The sequence below is a fragment of the Tolumonas osonensis genome (assembly GCF_014202415.1).
Classification (GTDB): domain Bacteria; phylum Pseudomonadota; class Gammaproteobacteria; order Enterobacterales; family Aeromonadaceae; genus Tolumonas; species Tolumonas osonensis.
Window position 1 is genome coordinate 150598 of the sequence record NZ_JACHGR010000004.1, and the last position, 16445, is coordinate 167042.

A 16445-nucleotide genomic window follows, 5' to 3' on the forward strand; every position below is an offset into this window, starting at 1 on the left:
AGGTTATGTATTGTTATTACAAATCTTGTCCCGGGGGATCATGTATGCAAACAAATGAAGAGGTTTTATTAGGAATTATAGAAAACAGTTCAGGAGACTTTGACTGCTCAACATTGACGCATGCTCTCTTGGTGAAAACAAACTACAGAGGCGATTACAGATATATTCTTTCAGAAAGTGAAGAATATTGTGAAAAGTTATGCGAAATAGGGATCATAAGTAAATCTAATAAGAATGGCACAACTTTTATCTATAATGGGAAGTGAAATAGCCCCGGAGGGGCTATTTCACTAATAGTTAGGCATTATCATATGTTTTCACAATATAATCGCTCAATAAATAAATGTCTTTTGATACGTTTTGTAGTTGATTCCATTTTCTTGTTATTGATATTCCGTCAATATCAACCCCAAAGTCCCATGCACCACTACTCCAATGGCATTTATCTTTAATAAATTTCAACTCTTCTATATAAAACTCTACTGTTGGAATTGGATTCCAGTCTTCTAGGTTTTCAAATAGCATATGTTGTGCATCAATATGGTCCATCAGACTACCAAGAGACATAATACCAACACCATGTAGCAATCTTGAATATCGAGGTTTTTTATTCCAATCCTCATCAAAAACATGGTGAACCGCTGTCCAGAAATTATTTAAAAGTTGCAGCATCGATATCGAGTCACCAGTTCCAGTTTTTGAGTCTCTGAATCTGTATAGTGCACCTTCCCTCAGACTTGCATCAATCATCTTTATGATAGAGGTGTCGGCAATAACTCCACTTGGGTTAGTAGCAGTTTTAATCAACCCTTTAAGTGGTCCATCCTGAAAATTCATACTTAGTGTAAGCATGGATGGAAATTTTTTAGCCTGCAAATCAGATGGCAAACGACCAAGTGTATATGGAGCCAGTTCGTTTAGCAGTGTTTTAGGTAGCGGTTTTGTCGAGTTGACAAGCATAAATTGCTCGCGTTGTTCTTCATCAGTATGAGCAATAAACGCCGATACTGGCATCATGAAATTCTCAACATCGGCATCTCTAAGCGCAGCCGTTCTTTGTTGTCCATCCACTATAAATCCAGCTTTTTTCCCATCAGAAAAAAGAGGAATCTTCAAATACCCAAAGCTACTTGATTCATCTATTGGCTCGAATGATACACTTTCATCAAAAGCTATAATAATTGGGTTTGGAATTATAGGATTAGAACTCTCAATATATCTCTGAATTTCCTTGATATGAGAAAGCACCTCAGGTCGTTGATATCCCTTTAATTCATCATTTTCTCGATTTATACGAGATATACTTGCAATTTGACTTATTTTTTTTCCATCAACTGCAAGACTAAATATGTCTCGTCCTTCACCTTGCTTAATTTTCAAGGCTGGAACGCATAGAATTGAATCACCCATTATATAAACAAGCCTCAAGCATTAATTGAAAGTAGATTTGAGTCGATCATAGAAAACTTGAATATTGTGAAATCCGCGTCTTCTATTTCTTTCTGAACCACGAAATATCACTACATCTATTCCTATCGAGCGGCAAACTTCACAGGAACATTGCTCCCATGGTCTGTTGGATAATGTAACTTCATAGTCCTTTTTAACCGAATCAGCATGTTTATCACCAGAGTGAAGCTTTTCGTACTCCAGTAATACCTCCAGTGTTTGCTCGAGAGAAACCTCCCGTTTGCCATACTGATGTAATATTTTTAAGCTTTTACGCTCTAACTCGCGAGCCACATCCTGATCAATAACGCCAGACTGTATTTTTCTTCCTAAAGCCAAGTTGCCCTCTAATTGCGGGACGCGCAACGCAACAAAGTTTTGACCAGAAAACGTGTGATAATTATTTTTTCTATCTTTAAATGCCTGCTGAAGAGGGGTTGTAGAATCTATACTTGTCACGCCTAATTCAGCAAAACGATCCAAACTTTGAGGACGAGCGATACCAAGAAGATGCAACTTCGTACTTGGTTTTTTGATTCTACTGACCTCTTCGAGAGTCTCTATTATTTGTTCAGTTTTTAATGGAACCATCCCACCCATGGTAATATGCTCATAACCCATGGAGATAAGAGCCTTAACGGAATCTGCATATGACTCTTTGCTCCAACCATGAGCAACTCCAAATGGAGAAAAACAACAGCCTTTAGATTTTTGAAGAAATTCAGAAGCCAGAGTTAATGTTATCTCTTTACGTCTCTTACACTCGATTAAGTCATCACCATCAATTGGTTTTCCGGGTTTTTCATATCCAAAAACGATGTGGTCTACAGAAACACCGTAGTTGAAACGAGATGACTCATAAAAGTCTATAACCTCTTCGACTCGATATGGAGGTTCATATTGAGTAACATACGTAAATGCACCGCAATCCCCCATGCTTTCCATGGAGTCTGGTAATCTGAAAAATCGACGTATACCTTCTCTAAAGAAGCGTAACCGCTGTGCTCTAGAATATCGCGCTTCGCCAGAACCTAAACCATCAACAACAGCTTTGGATACGAGCATACCATCGTAGGGTCTACTGAAGACTTCATGGGGATATAAGTCATCACGTTGACGAATTCGATGTTCATGCCGAGTCTCCCGAATGAAGTCGAAACTAGGATCAATAAAATCCTGGCTATCCGGGAAAAAATACTTAAGCTTTGGCAAAGCAAAACACCTCATAAAAAAATCGGCGGATTATACTAAAAAAAAATATATAATACAAACTCTTATTTGTTAAAAAGGTTGCGAAATCTACGCTCTTCTGAACTATTACCCATTTGCCTAAAATTTTTTAGACAATTAGACGCACTAATATCTGGGACGAATTTCTTGATCATTGCAATATATTCTAATATCTCATCATCAGTGCACTTTATTGTTTTTCTCTCTTCCTTAACAGCAACATTATTTATTTCATTGCTGATAATTTTTTTTGATAAAATAAAATCATTAGTGGTTGAATTTCTACAGAATTCTATTAACCTGTTTGCTAGGCAAATATTTAATGAAACCATATTACATCCTAACCATTTTTTTAGTTTACTTTCACTGAACAGCAAACATTTATCCAATTCGTTAACTTTCAACTTCCCTGAAGTAATAACCACAAGTTGGGACTCTGGACTATTTAGGTGCTTCATTCCATTTATCAAATCAAGAAACACAGCTTCTATATACTGATTCGATGCAGCAATAATAAATAACTCATCTCTTCTAGTTTCCATAAGTGAAGATATAGAATTTGGATGTGTAATATTCGTTGTCATATCACATAAACATGACCACCACTTTTGATTTGATACAACCGATGTGAACTCATATTTTGGTATTGAGTCATCATAACCAGATGAGAAAGTGGCTTGATAATTAATTATTTTATCATCGCAGTGAAGTAAACCCAATCCAGCCGAAATAACCCATAGATCTATATTTGATTGATTTGATGCTTTAATTGCATTAAACCAATGACTCCCCCTATACATGGAAGTAACTGAATATCCACCAGAATTCGATAGCTCGTCATGGACGTTAGTAAGCCATTTTTTTGCCAAACGATCTAAATTTGTTACATGATCCTTTATGTGTGATAGTCGAAGTGGAGCATTACTTCCACGTTTCTTTGAGTTGGTACATGAAGTGATAAGGTTAATGCGCTTCATACGAATCTCCACTTGCGTCTACAAGTAGAGAAGCTACAGGATTAGTGCATCAGTTACAAGAGGCTTTTGTTGAGTAATTAAATTATTTTGAAAAGAAGTATATCAATACACTGATTTTATTAGAAAGAATGATTGATAATCTTAAGATGCATGATTGTTTTCAAAAAAAATCCAACAGTTATCTAGTTGATTAGAATCATCAGCCAATATTATTTGAGTCCGATATATTTGTGCAATTGTACTGACAATCGCCATCCTCTATCGATACATGTTTTTATTGCTAACTTAGTGGAGTTTTTATTTTGATTTATTGGTTGTAAGCAAATTTGAACATCATTTCCAATGTTTGATTTTTTTAGCATACAATCAAGATCTTCAATATGTTTTTCCTTTCCAATTGGATATTTTATTTCATTTGCTCGATTAATAGATTCAGGTAAAACAACCAATCCACCTCTCATTCCTATTTTCGGAGAAACTGTCACCCATACATTTTCATGAACTTTAATCTCACGAGTACCACTGGTTTCAAGTTGAACATAATAACCTTTACCTATCAATATATCAGTCAACTCAAGGAGAGAATACAAACAAGGTTCCCCGCCTGTTATAATAACATGCTGTGGTGAGTAGTTTTTTTCAGAAAAATATTTAAAAATTTCCATTGAACTCATCATTGTCCAACTGTCTGAGTTATCAGACTTTTGGTGCAAATAAGAACTATCTGGTAATTTTTTTTCATAGTCTAAACACCAAGTATTTTTAGTGTCACACCAAGAACAACCTACATCACACCCTTGCATACGGATGAAAATAGCAGGAGTCCCAGTAAAAACACCTTCTCCTTGGATTGATTGAAATATTTCGTTGATAGGATAATAAATCATCTCCCCTCCATAAACTCATTAATTCTTTTTCAGATAGATCTTTCGCGTTAAATCTTTTTGGATTTTTTCTTTATTTTCAATATACTCATTATATCCGCGAGATCTTAATATACATGATGGGCACTCACCACATCCATCACCAATGATACCATTGTAACAAGTCAATGTTTCATATTTGATAGTATCCATTTTCCCATACTTATCGGCTAAGGCCCAAGTTTCTGATTTGTTTAACCACATCAACGGGGTTTCGATATGTATTATACGTTCAAGTCCAAGAGATAAAGACTGATTTAAAGATTTAATGAACTCATCTCTACAATCAGGATATCCTGAAAAGTCAGTTTCACATACACCCGTAACGATCACATCGGCGTTAACTTGATAAGCATAAATTGACGCTAAGGTTAAAAAAACTATATTCCTTCCTGGCACAAATGTGTTAGGCAACCCATTGTTTTGTAGTGTGCTTGAGACAGGTATATTATTGCGAGTAAGAGATGAAGGTGACAATTCATTAAGAACTGAGACATCAATAATTTTGTGATTATTGATGTTGAATTTTTCACATAATTTTTTAGCCACCTCAATTTCATATTTATGGCGTTGTCCATAGTTAAATGTTAACGCATGTACCTCATCGTATTTTTCAATCGCTTGAATAAGACAAGTTGTACTATCTTGTCCGCCACTAAAAACAACCACTGCTGAAGTCATTTTAGCTCCTTGCTAAATAATAATATAACCATCAAAACATCTATAAGCCTTGAAGGTTGATGTAATTTTGGACATCTGAGACTAACGTAAGACCTATTCCCACGCAACATGTTAAAACGTTTGTCAGAATCCAGAAAAATGATGCAAAAGATGCTTTGGCAATATGTGAAACAATTTGCCGTACATGCATTCACTTTGTACTGGTCAAAACCAAGGAACAGTTGGATATCAAGGTGCTCAGGAATACCCGTCAACTGATGGTTGAGCAACGACCGCGATGACTAATCAACTTCGTGCAATCGATACTGAGGAGATTCAACCATGATTGGCAGTACTTTCTGCAACCTATGACCGGGAAGGAAGCATAAGTCGCTGTGGCAATTGCCATGACCACGCAGTATCAGAGAGCATTTGTCAATTGCTCAGGTGAGAACGGATAAAAAATATAATTTGCGCGACAAGGAACAAAGCCATAATAAATGTATTTGATGATATCGACCTGTTTTACAACAGCAAACGAAAACTGGTTCCAATAATTTGCTGAATCCGGTAAATTTTAAATACTGCTATTGGGAAAGACTGTGAAGTGAATAGATTTCTGGTGACAATTCAAACGTTATACTTTTCACTCTATAAAAAAATAACTTAAAAATTTTAAAAATACTATAACGATGGGCTAAAACTGATGGATGAATATACACCCCTTGAAGCAGGGGATCTCGTTTACACGCCTTATGGAATTGGTAGACTCATTCGAATCAAAAATAATGATGCGCTTATTCAGTATTTTGACTCTCCAGTTCATTATGAAGGTATAGAACAAACCGTCGAAATAAAATATCTTAAAAAAGCCAATCTCTATACAGAAAGTCTGGTTTATTGCTACGACTACGACCTTGCCCACTGGCAGATTGCGCGTGTTATTGGTGCTGTCCCGGGTAGTGTGCGCCTACATTTTCCTAATAATCAGCAGAAAGACGTCAGCTTACGTGACATCTTTGTTCGCTGGGACCGCCCCATCAGCGATGCTGCGGCCCTTCTGGCCGAGCGCATTACTTATACCCCCTTCTGGCAAGATGCCCGCCTGGCCTATCAGCATCAGATGCTGAAGCAGCGTAAAGCCTGTGCCGGGATTACGTCTGCGCTGTCGTCCAGTATTGAACTTGAACCTTACCAGTTGGCCGTCGCACGTCGAGTGTTATCTGATCCCATTCAGCGCTATCTGCTGGCAGATGAAGTTGGCCTCGGGAAAACCATTGAAGCTGGGTTGATCGTACGCCAACACGTCACGGAAAATCAGTTTACCCACTGCGTGGTGATCGTGGCGCCCAAGGCTCTTCATCGTCAGTGGCAGCATGAACTTTCCACACGTTTCCACTTGGAGGAACTGCTCAATAAGTCGATCCATATTATTGATATGGCTGATCTCAGAGCGGACAATCCTTTACCGTTCCGCCCCGATATGATGGTCATTGACGAAGCGCATCAGATCGGAGCCTGGGCATGGGATGCAGAACATGGGCAGCAGTACGCCCGCGTGAATCACTTAGCGCAGCAAAGCGAAAAACTGTTGCTGCTATCGGCGACGCCCGTAACTGGAAATGAAAAAAATTTTCTGGCCATGCTACATCTGTTGGATACCCAAAATTACCCCCTGACTGACACTGGCTTACAGAAATTTCAGCTGCGTATTCAGCAGCGCGAAGAGATAGGTTCACTGTTCTACGCGTTTAACTGTGATAACGACAACATGACGCTGGAAGAGAATCTGGAAGCGTTGACAAGTATGTTTCCTGAGGATGAGATACTTAAGGGAATGGCTGTTCAACTGCTTCCGCATTTAGACATTATGCAATCGCTGCGGACTGAGACACGCGATCTGCTGATCAATAAAATCCGCCACTACATCGGTAACCGTTACCGCCTGCACCATCGCCTGTTACGCAATCGCCGCAGCAACCCAGGTATCAGTATCCTAATACCTGGGTTGTCTGGCCTGTCACTAAAAAAATACGCTGTGAAGAACTCTAGCAACGACATGATGATCGCATGGCGTGAATCGGCAGTATTGATGCACCCTCAAGATCCGATGCTAGCTGCAATTTATGAGTTATTGTTTGAAGCAGCTATTGCTACACCGGAATTACTGGCCGAACTCGCAACTTGTCGCTTACAACAACCTCTAAGCGCCGAGAACGATTTACTCTACAGCGAGTCGCAGTTAGCGCTGTTACAGCATCCGTTGTTTGATGGCGAGAAGGATATCCTGCTCGAACTGATAGAACGCTGTAAGATGGAGCGTGATAGCAAGCGTCAGCGCTTAACTGAGGTATTAGAAACACTTCTGGACAGTAACGCCAGAGAGATCCCTTATATCGTGGTGTTCTGTGACCAACCATGGATAGCCGACCAAGTATTTACGGACCTGATGATGCCATTTATTGGCAAAATCCAGCGCCATAACCCCGATAAAGAAGTACGATTTAGTTTAGAAACTAATTGCCAGATCCTAGTGTGTGATCGCCGAGCTGAAGAAGGGGTTAATCTGCACGGAGGGCGCAAAATTGCTCTTCATTACGATCTGCTACTGTCGCCTAACCGAATTGAACAACGCCTTGGTCGACTAAACCGTTACTGCGCGAATGAAAATGCAACATCTATCCTCAGCATGGCACTTGTGAGTGAAACTGACGATCTGCAAAACCAGTGGTTGACCATCCTAAACGAAGTTTTCAACGTATTTGAGGAGTCGATTGCCAGCCTGCAATATTTGGTTGATGAAGAGTTAAAATGGCTCAACGACCATCTTTACTCGCTGGGTGAAGAGAGCATGATGCAACTCCGTGAACGTCTGGATGGTGAGGGTGGCCGATTGGCAGTTGAAAAGCAGCGAATTGAAATGCAGGAGGTCTTGCTGCAAATCGATGGTGATATCATAGAAGCCAGAGAGTACGCCGATGCACTGGCGGAAATCGATGAGCATGAAGCGGAATTTCACTACTGCGCTCGTAATCTGATGAGTAAAGTGTTGCGTTTCGATTTTATTCTAGATAAAGAACTCCCGCCGGCTTTTCGTTACCGATTCAACCCCGGGGACTGGGTGACGGGCACCTTAGTCAGCCCGCAGCGTTTGCAAAAACATTGTAGGCTGGGCTTTGATCTAAACAAACCAGGCGGAAGTTCTCCTATGACCTGGCCACTGAGTTACAACCGAGCAGATACCACCCATGGCAAAATCCGTCCGGCCCGCCTTGGCGAACCATTCCATGATGCCATCCTGCGACTGCTAGATTTTGAAGAACGCGGTATTGCAAGCGCAGTTCTGCGCATCACACCCCGAATGGGTGATGAGCAGAAAATATTTTTCCGCTACGATTTCCTGATTGAAGCAAATGTCAAAACCCCTGCACAGCAGCGCCTCGCCGATCATCTAATGCCACCGGAAACCATTACCTTGTGGCTGAATCTGGCCGCCGAGCAGATCACCAACGTGGACGTGTTGAAGATATTAGATGAACCCTATTCACCAAAGAAGAACGGCGGACACCATCTTAACCTGAATGAAGAGCGCTGGGCACAAATAGCCCACTGCATCAGTGCCAAAGAGTGGCGCATCTGGTGTGATGATAACTACAACATAGCCCAGCGACTTGTGACGGAACAATTTGCCACGCAACAGGCTCTCAGTTTAACCCGGCTGGAACATTATCTGAGTAGTGCTGCGCTATACCACGCTGACCAACAGGATACCGGGCAAACTTTGCGCTTAGGCATTACACAGCCGAAAATAACCTGCCTGGCGACACGCGCGTTAATCATTGCCTCAGAAAACATATTGCTTAGGGATCTGTCAAACGAATGAAGTTATCGCAACTGATTGAGAGATCAGATATTTCGTTAGCGCTGAGAGAGTGTCTTCAGCAGGAATCAACTTCAGGTCGTCTTGATCGCCGTGCACTGATCCGTGACTGGTTGTTCCAGGAAAAATACGCTCGCGATGTTGATGATGAACTGATTGTCCCAGATGACAGTCACCCCGACTGGCCAAGACAAGAGGAGTGGGAGGCCAGTGGAATTAATTGTCAACGATTGGGACACACCTTTTTGCTCCGCGCTGGTCCTGCCTGGTGTCCACAGTGGTTGGAACAAGGAAACGACATGCCTTTTCTTGCCAGTGACCGCCGCCAACTATGCCGCCAGGATACGCACGTACCAATGGATCATATCCTGCGCCCAGTATTGAAGTTTGATCATTATCAGGCACCTGGTCAGCGTGATGCGGTACGCCAGGCCCTATTCGCCCCGCCGGGCAGTACGCTGCTGGTTAATTTGCCTACCGGCACCGGTAAGACGCTAGTTGCTCAGGTACTGACTCTGATGTCTCCGCCGCAGGGAGCGCTGTGCCTACTGATAGCTCCGACAACCGCGCTGGTAATGGAACTCACGCGTAGATTTCGCCAGTTGCTTAGCGAAGTAGGCAGCAGAGCAGAATCGGTCACTGCCTGGTACAGCGACCTGCCGGCGCAAGATAAAAGCGACACGCGTCAGCGTATCAAAAACGGAGAGCAGCGACTGATAGTTACCTCCCCTGAATCTGCCTGTAGTTCACTGCAGTTCGCATTATTTGACTCAGCCCAAAAGGGTTTCCTGCGCCATGTCATCGTCGATGAGGCGCATATTGTCGCCAGTTGGGGCAACGACTTTCGCCCTGACTTCCAGCAGTTAGGCGGTTTGATCCGTGGGTTGAAGCGCATCAGTCGTGAAGCGAATCATCCGCCTTGCTCCACGTTGCTGATGAGCGCCACTATCACCGAAGCCAGTCGGAAAACCCTGCGCGATACCTTCGACCAGCAGATGATCGAAGTCCACGCCATCCATTTGCGCCCGGAACCATCCTACTGGTGCTATCAGGCGGGAGACCTAAGTGACAAACGGGATAAGGTGCTGCAATCGCTGTCTCATGCACCGCGTCCACTGATCCTCTACGTAACTAGGCCGGAAGAAGCAGAAGAGTGGGCGCATGTTTTGCGCGCGCAGGGTTATCAGCGACTGGCAACATTTACCGGTAAAACAAATGATGATGTACGCCAGATGTTACTCGATCAATGGGAAAAAAATCAGCTGGATATAATGATTGCCACCTCGGCGTTCGGCGTCGGTATGGATAAAAATGACGTGCGCACAGTCGTGCACGCTACCGTACCAGAAAATATGGATCGATTCTATCAAGAGGTGGGCCGCGGCGGGCGCGATGGTTTTGCCTGCACCTCATTGCTGATTTACCAAAAACAAGACTTGGATCAGGCCAGATGCCTGTCTCGTCCACATTTGATTGGAAGTGAACTAGGTCTGGCGCGTTGGAAAAAGCTGTGGGCCAGCGCTGAACACGTCGGTGATGATTTATATCGCATCAACCTGACGATTATCCACAATGGTATCAATTTCAAGAGTAACAAAAATTTCCTATGGAACCTTCGCACAGTATTAATGATGGCGCGTGCTGGCGTGCTAGAGTTGGATACTGATTTGGAAAGTCCGCCGGATAAAAACGCATTTCCCGATGTCGACCACTATGAAGCGGAGTTGATGCGAATCTTAGAAAAAAACAAAAACTCGCTGGTGGTGCGTATTCTTATCAGTGGCCATACCAGTGAAGTGCTTTGGAAAACCAAAATCATCCCTTCCCGTAAACAGACTAGTCTGGATTCACTGCACAACCATTATTCCCTTATAAACTGGCTGCAAAACTCACAACTCAACCCAATGTGTGAAACGCTGGTGGACCTCTATACGCTGAAAGAATTTATTCCAAGCCACGCCTGTGGCGCCTGCCCCGTCTGTCGCGAGCGCGAGTTGTCGTACAGCGGATATCAGATTCCTCCGACACTGTTGCTTAACCCGGATGCGTCTTCTGCACAGAAGGCGTTAAGCCGTTGGCAAGCGCTGAGTGGACTATGTTACTCCAGTTGTTTTATTACCTACCCTGCGCTGACCGACGATGAGTGGGAACGAGAGGGCTGGTATCACCGTATCGCGACGCTACTGGTACAACTGAATCGCGCAGGGATCGTCCAGCGCATATGGGCGGATGCTTCCTTGTTACAGAGCATATTCAATGCCATTCCGCGCGGTGAACACCTAATCCTGCTGAGTGACTTACTGTCAACAGATGGTGAGCCTAGACTAGATAACGATGTGATGAGTGAACTGGGAGATTTAGTGTTGCCCGAACCAGAAGCGTGCAGCAACGGTTACCTGCCACCTTTCAGTTCAGCCTCACTGCAATTGACGTTAATCCCGCATGATATGCCCGATCCCCATCACCCAGGAGGAGCGCACTACGTTCACCTCGATAATCACAATTGGATCACCATCGAACAACTTCAAAGGAAACTAGACAGTGTCGATTATAAATAATGCCCATCCTGGCAGTCAGTATGCTGTGCTTGTGGCGTTTTATCAGGTGCTGAAAGCCAGCCCGAAAAACACTTTACCACGTGAAAAACTGAGGGCGCTCTGTGCACCGAAAACATTGCAAACTGGTGAAGCAGAAAACGCTCGCAGCAAAGCGCCCTCGGAATTAAAAATGTGGTTGGATCTAGGAGTATTAACGGAGACAACTGTCGGCGAAACCAATGAGATAAGCCTCAGTACACGCTATTTTAGCGCAAAAAACATACCGCTTCGCCAGGCAGTCCGCCGCTGTTTACAGGCCGAGGAAAATAACAGTGACTTGAGTTTACGTAATCAACGTGCAGTCGATCTCACACAACTGGCAACGCTACTGCTTGCGTTGGATGTTTATCAGAATATTGAAGTCACCTCGGGTAACCTTGAAGTGATTGTGAACAAGTTCTTGCCCGATTTTCGCATCAATAGCAACGAGGTTGCCGTCGTTCCCGGATATCTCAGTTGGCTGGGTTACGCCCAGCAAATCACTCGTGACAGTTACGCCATCGACCCCACCGATGCCATCCGTGAAGAATTGCCGTACCTGATGCAATCAGGCGAACAATTGACCATCAGAGAAGCGCTCCTACGTCTTAATCAGGCAATACCGCTACTGGACGGAGGCGTCTATCGACTACAGATCGAGGAACGTATCAGTCAACATGGTTGGCAACCGCTTAGCGTTAACCGCCTTTCCACCTCGCTGTCGCGTGCTCTGTTACGACTTCAACTCTCCGGAATAATAAGTATGAAGGCTGAGGCGGACGCTAGCGGCGCAATGCAATTAACCGGTCGGAACGGCAGCGCGCTTCGCACTGTGACCCACTTGACCTTTATCAGCTCAGGAGAATATTGATGCCACAACTACAGAGTTACTGGCCCAGCGAAGAAAACGTTACCGCCTGTATTCTGACCGAAGCTGAATCGCTAGCCGACAGCCAGTTACTGGCGGTTCATGAACCAATGCGTCTCGATCGTGTCGAGTTTCATAGCGGCAAGGTTACACAGGTAGGCGAAAAGGCATTACTGGACTTTTTGCTTGAACATAACCGCCCGCTGCCACTGATTGGCGCCTCAGGTGTAGGGAAATCGCATCTTGTGCGCTGGATCCACGCACAACTCAAACGCCGTGAAGACCACGATCAGTACCACATCATCCGCATCCCGAAAAATGCTTCGCTGCCGCGAGTACTTACTATCATCCTGGAAGATCTCAATGGTGAGCAGTATCAGAGTATCCGCGATAAAGTAAACGGGGTTGGGCAGCAGTTGATCCCTGAAAATGTAGCTGAACATATTGCCCTCAAACTGCGTCAAGCGCTGAACGCTGCATACGCAGCAGTCCCAAAAGAACTTCAGCAGGCGCAGATGGGAAAAATCCAGTTGGACGAAAGCAGAAAGCGACAGTTGAAGGATATCAATCAACACGCTGAAGCAACCCGGTTGCCCGCTTTGTTTTTTGACAGCGTTATGACACAGTATTTTACCGCCCCTGGCGCCTGCCTGCACAATATTGCTTTACGCTTCTGCCAAGGGGCCGACGATGACAGTATTGCCAACCTGCGCTATGAAATGTCTGCAGAAGACTTCACCTTCCACGGCCTAAACCTCAGGCAGGTCTCCCCAGCAGTGCTGCCATACCTAGTCAACCAACAGTTGTTGACCAGTGATGAAAAAAAGCAAGCAGCAGCTCGCGTTGTAAACGAGGTAATTCCCCAGGCATTAGGAGACACCTTCGGTGAACTGTTCAGCTTTAATCGGGCCAGTTTCCAGGATCTGATGCGAATGATCCGCAGCCAACTGTTGGCAGAGGGCCGCAGCCTGATCTTACTGGTGGAGGACTTAGCCGCTACCTCGGCGATAGAGGATGTGCTGATCGACTGCCTTCTGGAAGAAGAAGAGTATGAAGGCAAAAAAGTGCTGTGTACTCTGAGATCGATTATTGCGGTGACAGAAGGGCACGATAATTTTAAACGCAACCGCAATACGCTGGGTACCCGTGCCCGCTATGAATGGGTGATTAAACAGCAGCACGCGAGCGAAAGTGATGCCATGCTGAAAAAGCGAGTTGTTGACTTCTGTGGTCGCTATCTTAACGCTGCCCGTCATGGCGTTGCTGCACTTGAAAATTATCATCATCAGCAGCGCTATCAAGAGATCCCCGTATGGCAGGATCAAGAAGTACTTGAAAACGAATCAGCTTCGTCCGCACTGGCCAGTTTCGGCACTAGTAGATTCAGTCATCCGTTGTTTCCTTTTAATCCAACAGCCATAGAGCAATTAGTTGATCGCCACTGTAATGACAAAGAACACGGGTTGGTTTTTGTCCCACGAAATATTCTGAATTCCATCCTGCGTGAACCACTGAAAAAGTATCGTCAGAACTATCTGGAGGGCGTGTTCCCGCCGAAAGAGTTTGCCGGTATTGTCTGCTCCCAGGAACTACAGCAGCGAGTGCGTCTACTTGGCGTCAGTCAGTCCGATCGGGTCAATTCACTATTGGCTGTTTGGGGTGGTAACAACATCACTCTGTCTGGTTTGACTCCTGCTATCTGTGAAGAATTCGCCCTACCACAGGCGGTTGAGTTGTTGGGGGATCTTTCCCTACTACCTCCCCCGCCAGCTAATGACACACCGCTGACGTCACCACCGCCAGGTAATGACACGGCACTGGCACCACCACCACAGTATGAATCCGATGAACCACCAGCCATTCAGGAATGGAAAGCCGTTTTGGAAAAATGGCACCAAGGCAATACACTTGAGCAACACAGAGCTCGGGTTATTCGTAAGTGGTTTCTTGAAGCGCTGAATTCCCGTATCGATTGGTCAACCGAGTTGATCCAGACCACGCTCACGACCAGCGCAGCAAAAACTCAGGGGAGAATCCACTTACCACGCGTGCTGGTGGGTAATCAGCCTCGTCCGCTGATCACGCTCGAAGACAAACCCGAGTTGTACAGCGCCTGCCTTGCAATGGTGCGCTTCAATCACTATCAAGGGTGGGATTTTGATGGTAGTGAGATCGACTACGCCGCCTTCCACAGTTTTATGGATCGCATTGAGTCAGAAGTAAAACTCAAAGTGTTACAGGAAGAACGCGAAGAGATTCCCTGTATTGTCAAAGACCTTCAGTTAAGTGGCGAATTCCTCGGACTGGAAGGGTTGTCGTCCCCGGTCTCGACCATACTGGTACAGGCTTTGTTAACGGAACCCCAGGTCGCATACAACAGCGTTCCTTTGCTTGATGATTTCTTAACCCAGGCTCGCGCCACCGTGTTCAATGAACATCAGATATTACGTGACCGCTTAATCGCACTTACCGCAGCGCAAAAATCGGGAGCCCAACAACCGTATGCTATTAACGGATTAATGCTAGTAGAGGCTGCAAAAAGCCAACCGTTTAGCACGGGTAGACAACCGGGCAAGATTCACGAAGTCAAAAACAAACTGTCTGGTTACCGCGACATGCTTCTCAAAACCAGGACCGATATCACTGAACGCTTGAGCGACGGCAACATCACCAGCCTGGCAACGGTGAACTTCTGTGAAACCATGAAGGAAATCGTCGAACTGGCGAATAGTGCGGACGTCGCCCGTCCAATGGGTGAAACCGTACCTGAATTACTGAGGTCGCTGAAGAACTGGAAAGAGCAAGATCTGAAAAACATGATCAGGCAGTTGGCGAAACTGACGCTTCCAACCGATAACCCGCAACTGTTGATGAGAGAGATCCTAGCCATCAACGGCAAGCAGTACGGGGCGTTTCAACAACTGCTGGAGGCATGGGTCCGATTTGAAGATGCTACCGACAACTACGTGCAACGACGAATCAGCGAAGAGGGTGGCGACCAGATAGAGGATGCTGAAAACCAGATTGCACAAACCTTGGCAAATCTGACTGAACAGTTAACGCTGCTAGAGGAGGACTTATCATGAGTGAAGCAAGCATCAATGACGTGCTTATCCCCGGTATCCCCGCCAACTCACCGGAAGAGAGTAGCGTTTTTGCGAAACGTAGCAGCGCATTTAAATCTCGTATTGAGCGCTGTAGGCAACTGGAAAAAGCCCAGGAGATACGCGACAACCTGCTGCATGTAGCGAGCAAAATAGCGATTCCTGCGAAAAATCTGGAGCAGAACCTTATCAGTTATCAGGTACTGCGACAGGTCCTCGACAGCGAGAACAGTGAACCGATTGTGGGTCCGTTTGATCGCGATACTTTCGGCCATCCAAAGACCTTACTGGAAGATTTTCTCCAACAGTACAAGACACATAAACATGATGTCGCACAACAGGATGAATTTCCTCTACTCATACAGAAAATTGCGAGCTTGGCCGAAGATCTTAAAGAACATACCAGCACTGCGTGGTGTGAATATATCCGAGGCTTAAAAGCACAATGGGAAGTGGATCAAAGGTTGTTCAGTACCCGAAGTCACTTGGATGATGAACGGAAGAAACAGAGTGACTACATCGATCTAGTCACTCTGTTCACTAACAAGAGTCGCTCGCTACCAAAAACCACTGAGGAATTTGAGGCTGTGCTCACCCTGCATAAGCAACTCTGCCAGCAGCGTGAAGCACTCAAGCTAGAAGTACCGGAAGACGTCAATATCTTTCTTAAAGCGGTGGTCGGACAAGGTGCCACGCTCGAAATGCTGACGGAAAACGTGCGTACTTGGTTGGTTGAAGAAGATGATCTAACGCGCTATCGCATTAAGCGCCTGTAAGG

At 44.8% G+C, this 16445-nt stretch carries 11 protein-coding genes; 6 read left to right on the plus strand and 5 right to left on the minus strand.

What is annotated here, in order from left to right; translation table 11 throughout:
- Window positions 1–44 precede the first annotated feature (44 nt).
- Entirely contained in the window at window positions 45–266 is a 222-nt protein-coding gene (locus tag HNR75_RS06885; RefSeq protein ID WP_188026268.1) for a hypothetical protein, read from the plus strand.
- 31 nt (window positions 267–297) lie between these two features.
- On the opposite strand, the gene dbpB is transcribed toward HNR75_RS06885, so the two are convergent.
- From dbpB to queC, 5 genes are all read right to left on the minus strand, one after another.
- Window positions 298–1410, minus strand: a complete 1113-nt coding sequence (gene dbpB / locus HNR75_RS06890) for a DGQHR domain-containing protein DpdB (RefSeq protein WP_188026269.1) — start codon at window positions 1408–1410, stop codon at window positions 298–300.
- Window positions 1411–1431: 21 nt separating this feature from the next.
- Window positions 1432–2661, minus strand: coding sequence for a tRNA-guanine transglycosylase DpdA (dpdA, locus tag HNR75_RS06895; protein WP_188026270.1), 1230 nt, complete (start codon window positions 2659–2661; stop codon window positions 1432–1434).
- Between the two features lie 62 nt (window positions 2662–2723).
- A complete protein-coding gene (locus HNR75_RS06900) occupies window positions 2724–3656 on the minus strand; it encodes a hypothetical protein (RefSeq protein ID WP_188026271.1) in 933 nt (310 codons plus the stop codon).
- 209 nt (window positions 3657–3865) lie between these two features.
- Window positions 3866–4540: a 7-carboxy-7-deazaguanine synthase QueE gene (queE, locus tag HNR75_RS06905; RefSeq protein ID WP_188026393.1), complete on the minus strand. Its 675-nt coding sequence runs from the start codon at window positions 4538–4540 to the stop codon at window positions 3866–3868.
- 21 nt (window positions 4541–4561) lie between these two features.
- Window positions 4562–5260: a 7-cyano-7-deazaguanine synthase QueC gene (gene queC / locus HNR75_RS06910; protein ID WP_188026272.1), complete on the minus strand. Its 699-nt coding sequence runs from the start codon at window positions 5258–5260 to the stop codon at window positions 4562–4564.
- Between the two features lie 685 nt (window positions 5261–5945).
- On the opposite strand from queC, the gene dpdE reads away from it, so the two are divergent.
- Genes dpdE through HNR75_RS06935 form a run of 5 tightly spaced genes read left to right on the plus strand, consistent with a single transcriptional unit; the run spans window position 5946 to window position 16443 of the window.
- A complete protein-coding gene (gene dpdE, locus HNR75_RS06915) occupies window positions 5946–9122 on the plus strand; it encodes a protein DpdE (protein WP_188026273.1) in 3177 nt (1058 codons plus the stop codon).
- Window positions 9119–11677, plus strand: coding sequence for a protein DpdF (gene dpdF, locus HNR75_RS06920; RefSeq protein ID WP_188026274.1), 2559 nt, complete (start codon window positions 9119–9121; stop codon window positions 11675–11677). The genes dpdE and dpdF overlap by 4 nt, the downstream gene beginning before the upstream one ends.
- The gene (gene dpdG, locus HNR75_RS06925; RefSeq protein WP_188026275.1) at window positions 11661–12566 is read left to right on the plus strand and encodes a protein DpdG; all 906 of its coding nucleotides are present in this window, start codon (window positions 11661–11663) and stop codon (window positions 12564–12566) included. The genes dpdF and dpdG overlap by 17 nt, the downstream gene beginning before the upstream one ends.
- On the plus strand, window positions 12566–15649 hold the full coding sequence (gene dpdH, locus HNR75_RS06930; protein ID WP_188026276.1) for a protein DpdH: 3084 nt from the start codon (window positions 12566–12568) through the stop codon (window positions 15647–15649). Before dpdG ends, dpdH begins: the two co-directional genes overlap by 1 nt.
- Window positions 15646–16443, plus strand: a complete 798-nt coding sequence (locus HNR75_RS06935) for a hypothetical protein (RefSeq protein WP_188026277.1) — start codon at window positions 15646–15648, stop codon at window positions 16441–16443. Before dpdH ends, HNR75_RS06935 begins: the two co-directional genes overlap by 4 nt.
- The last annotated feature ends 2 nt before the right edge of the window (window positions 16444–16445 follow it).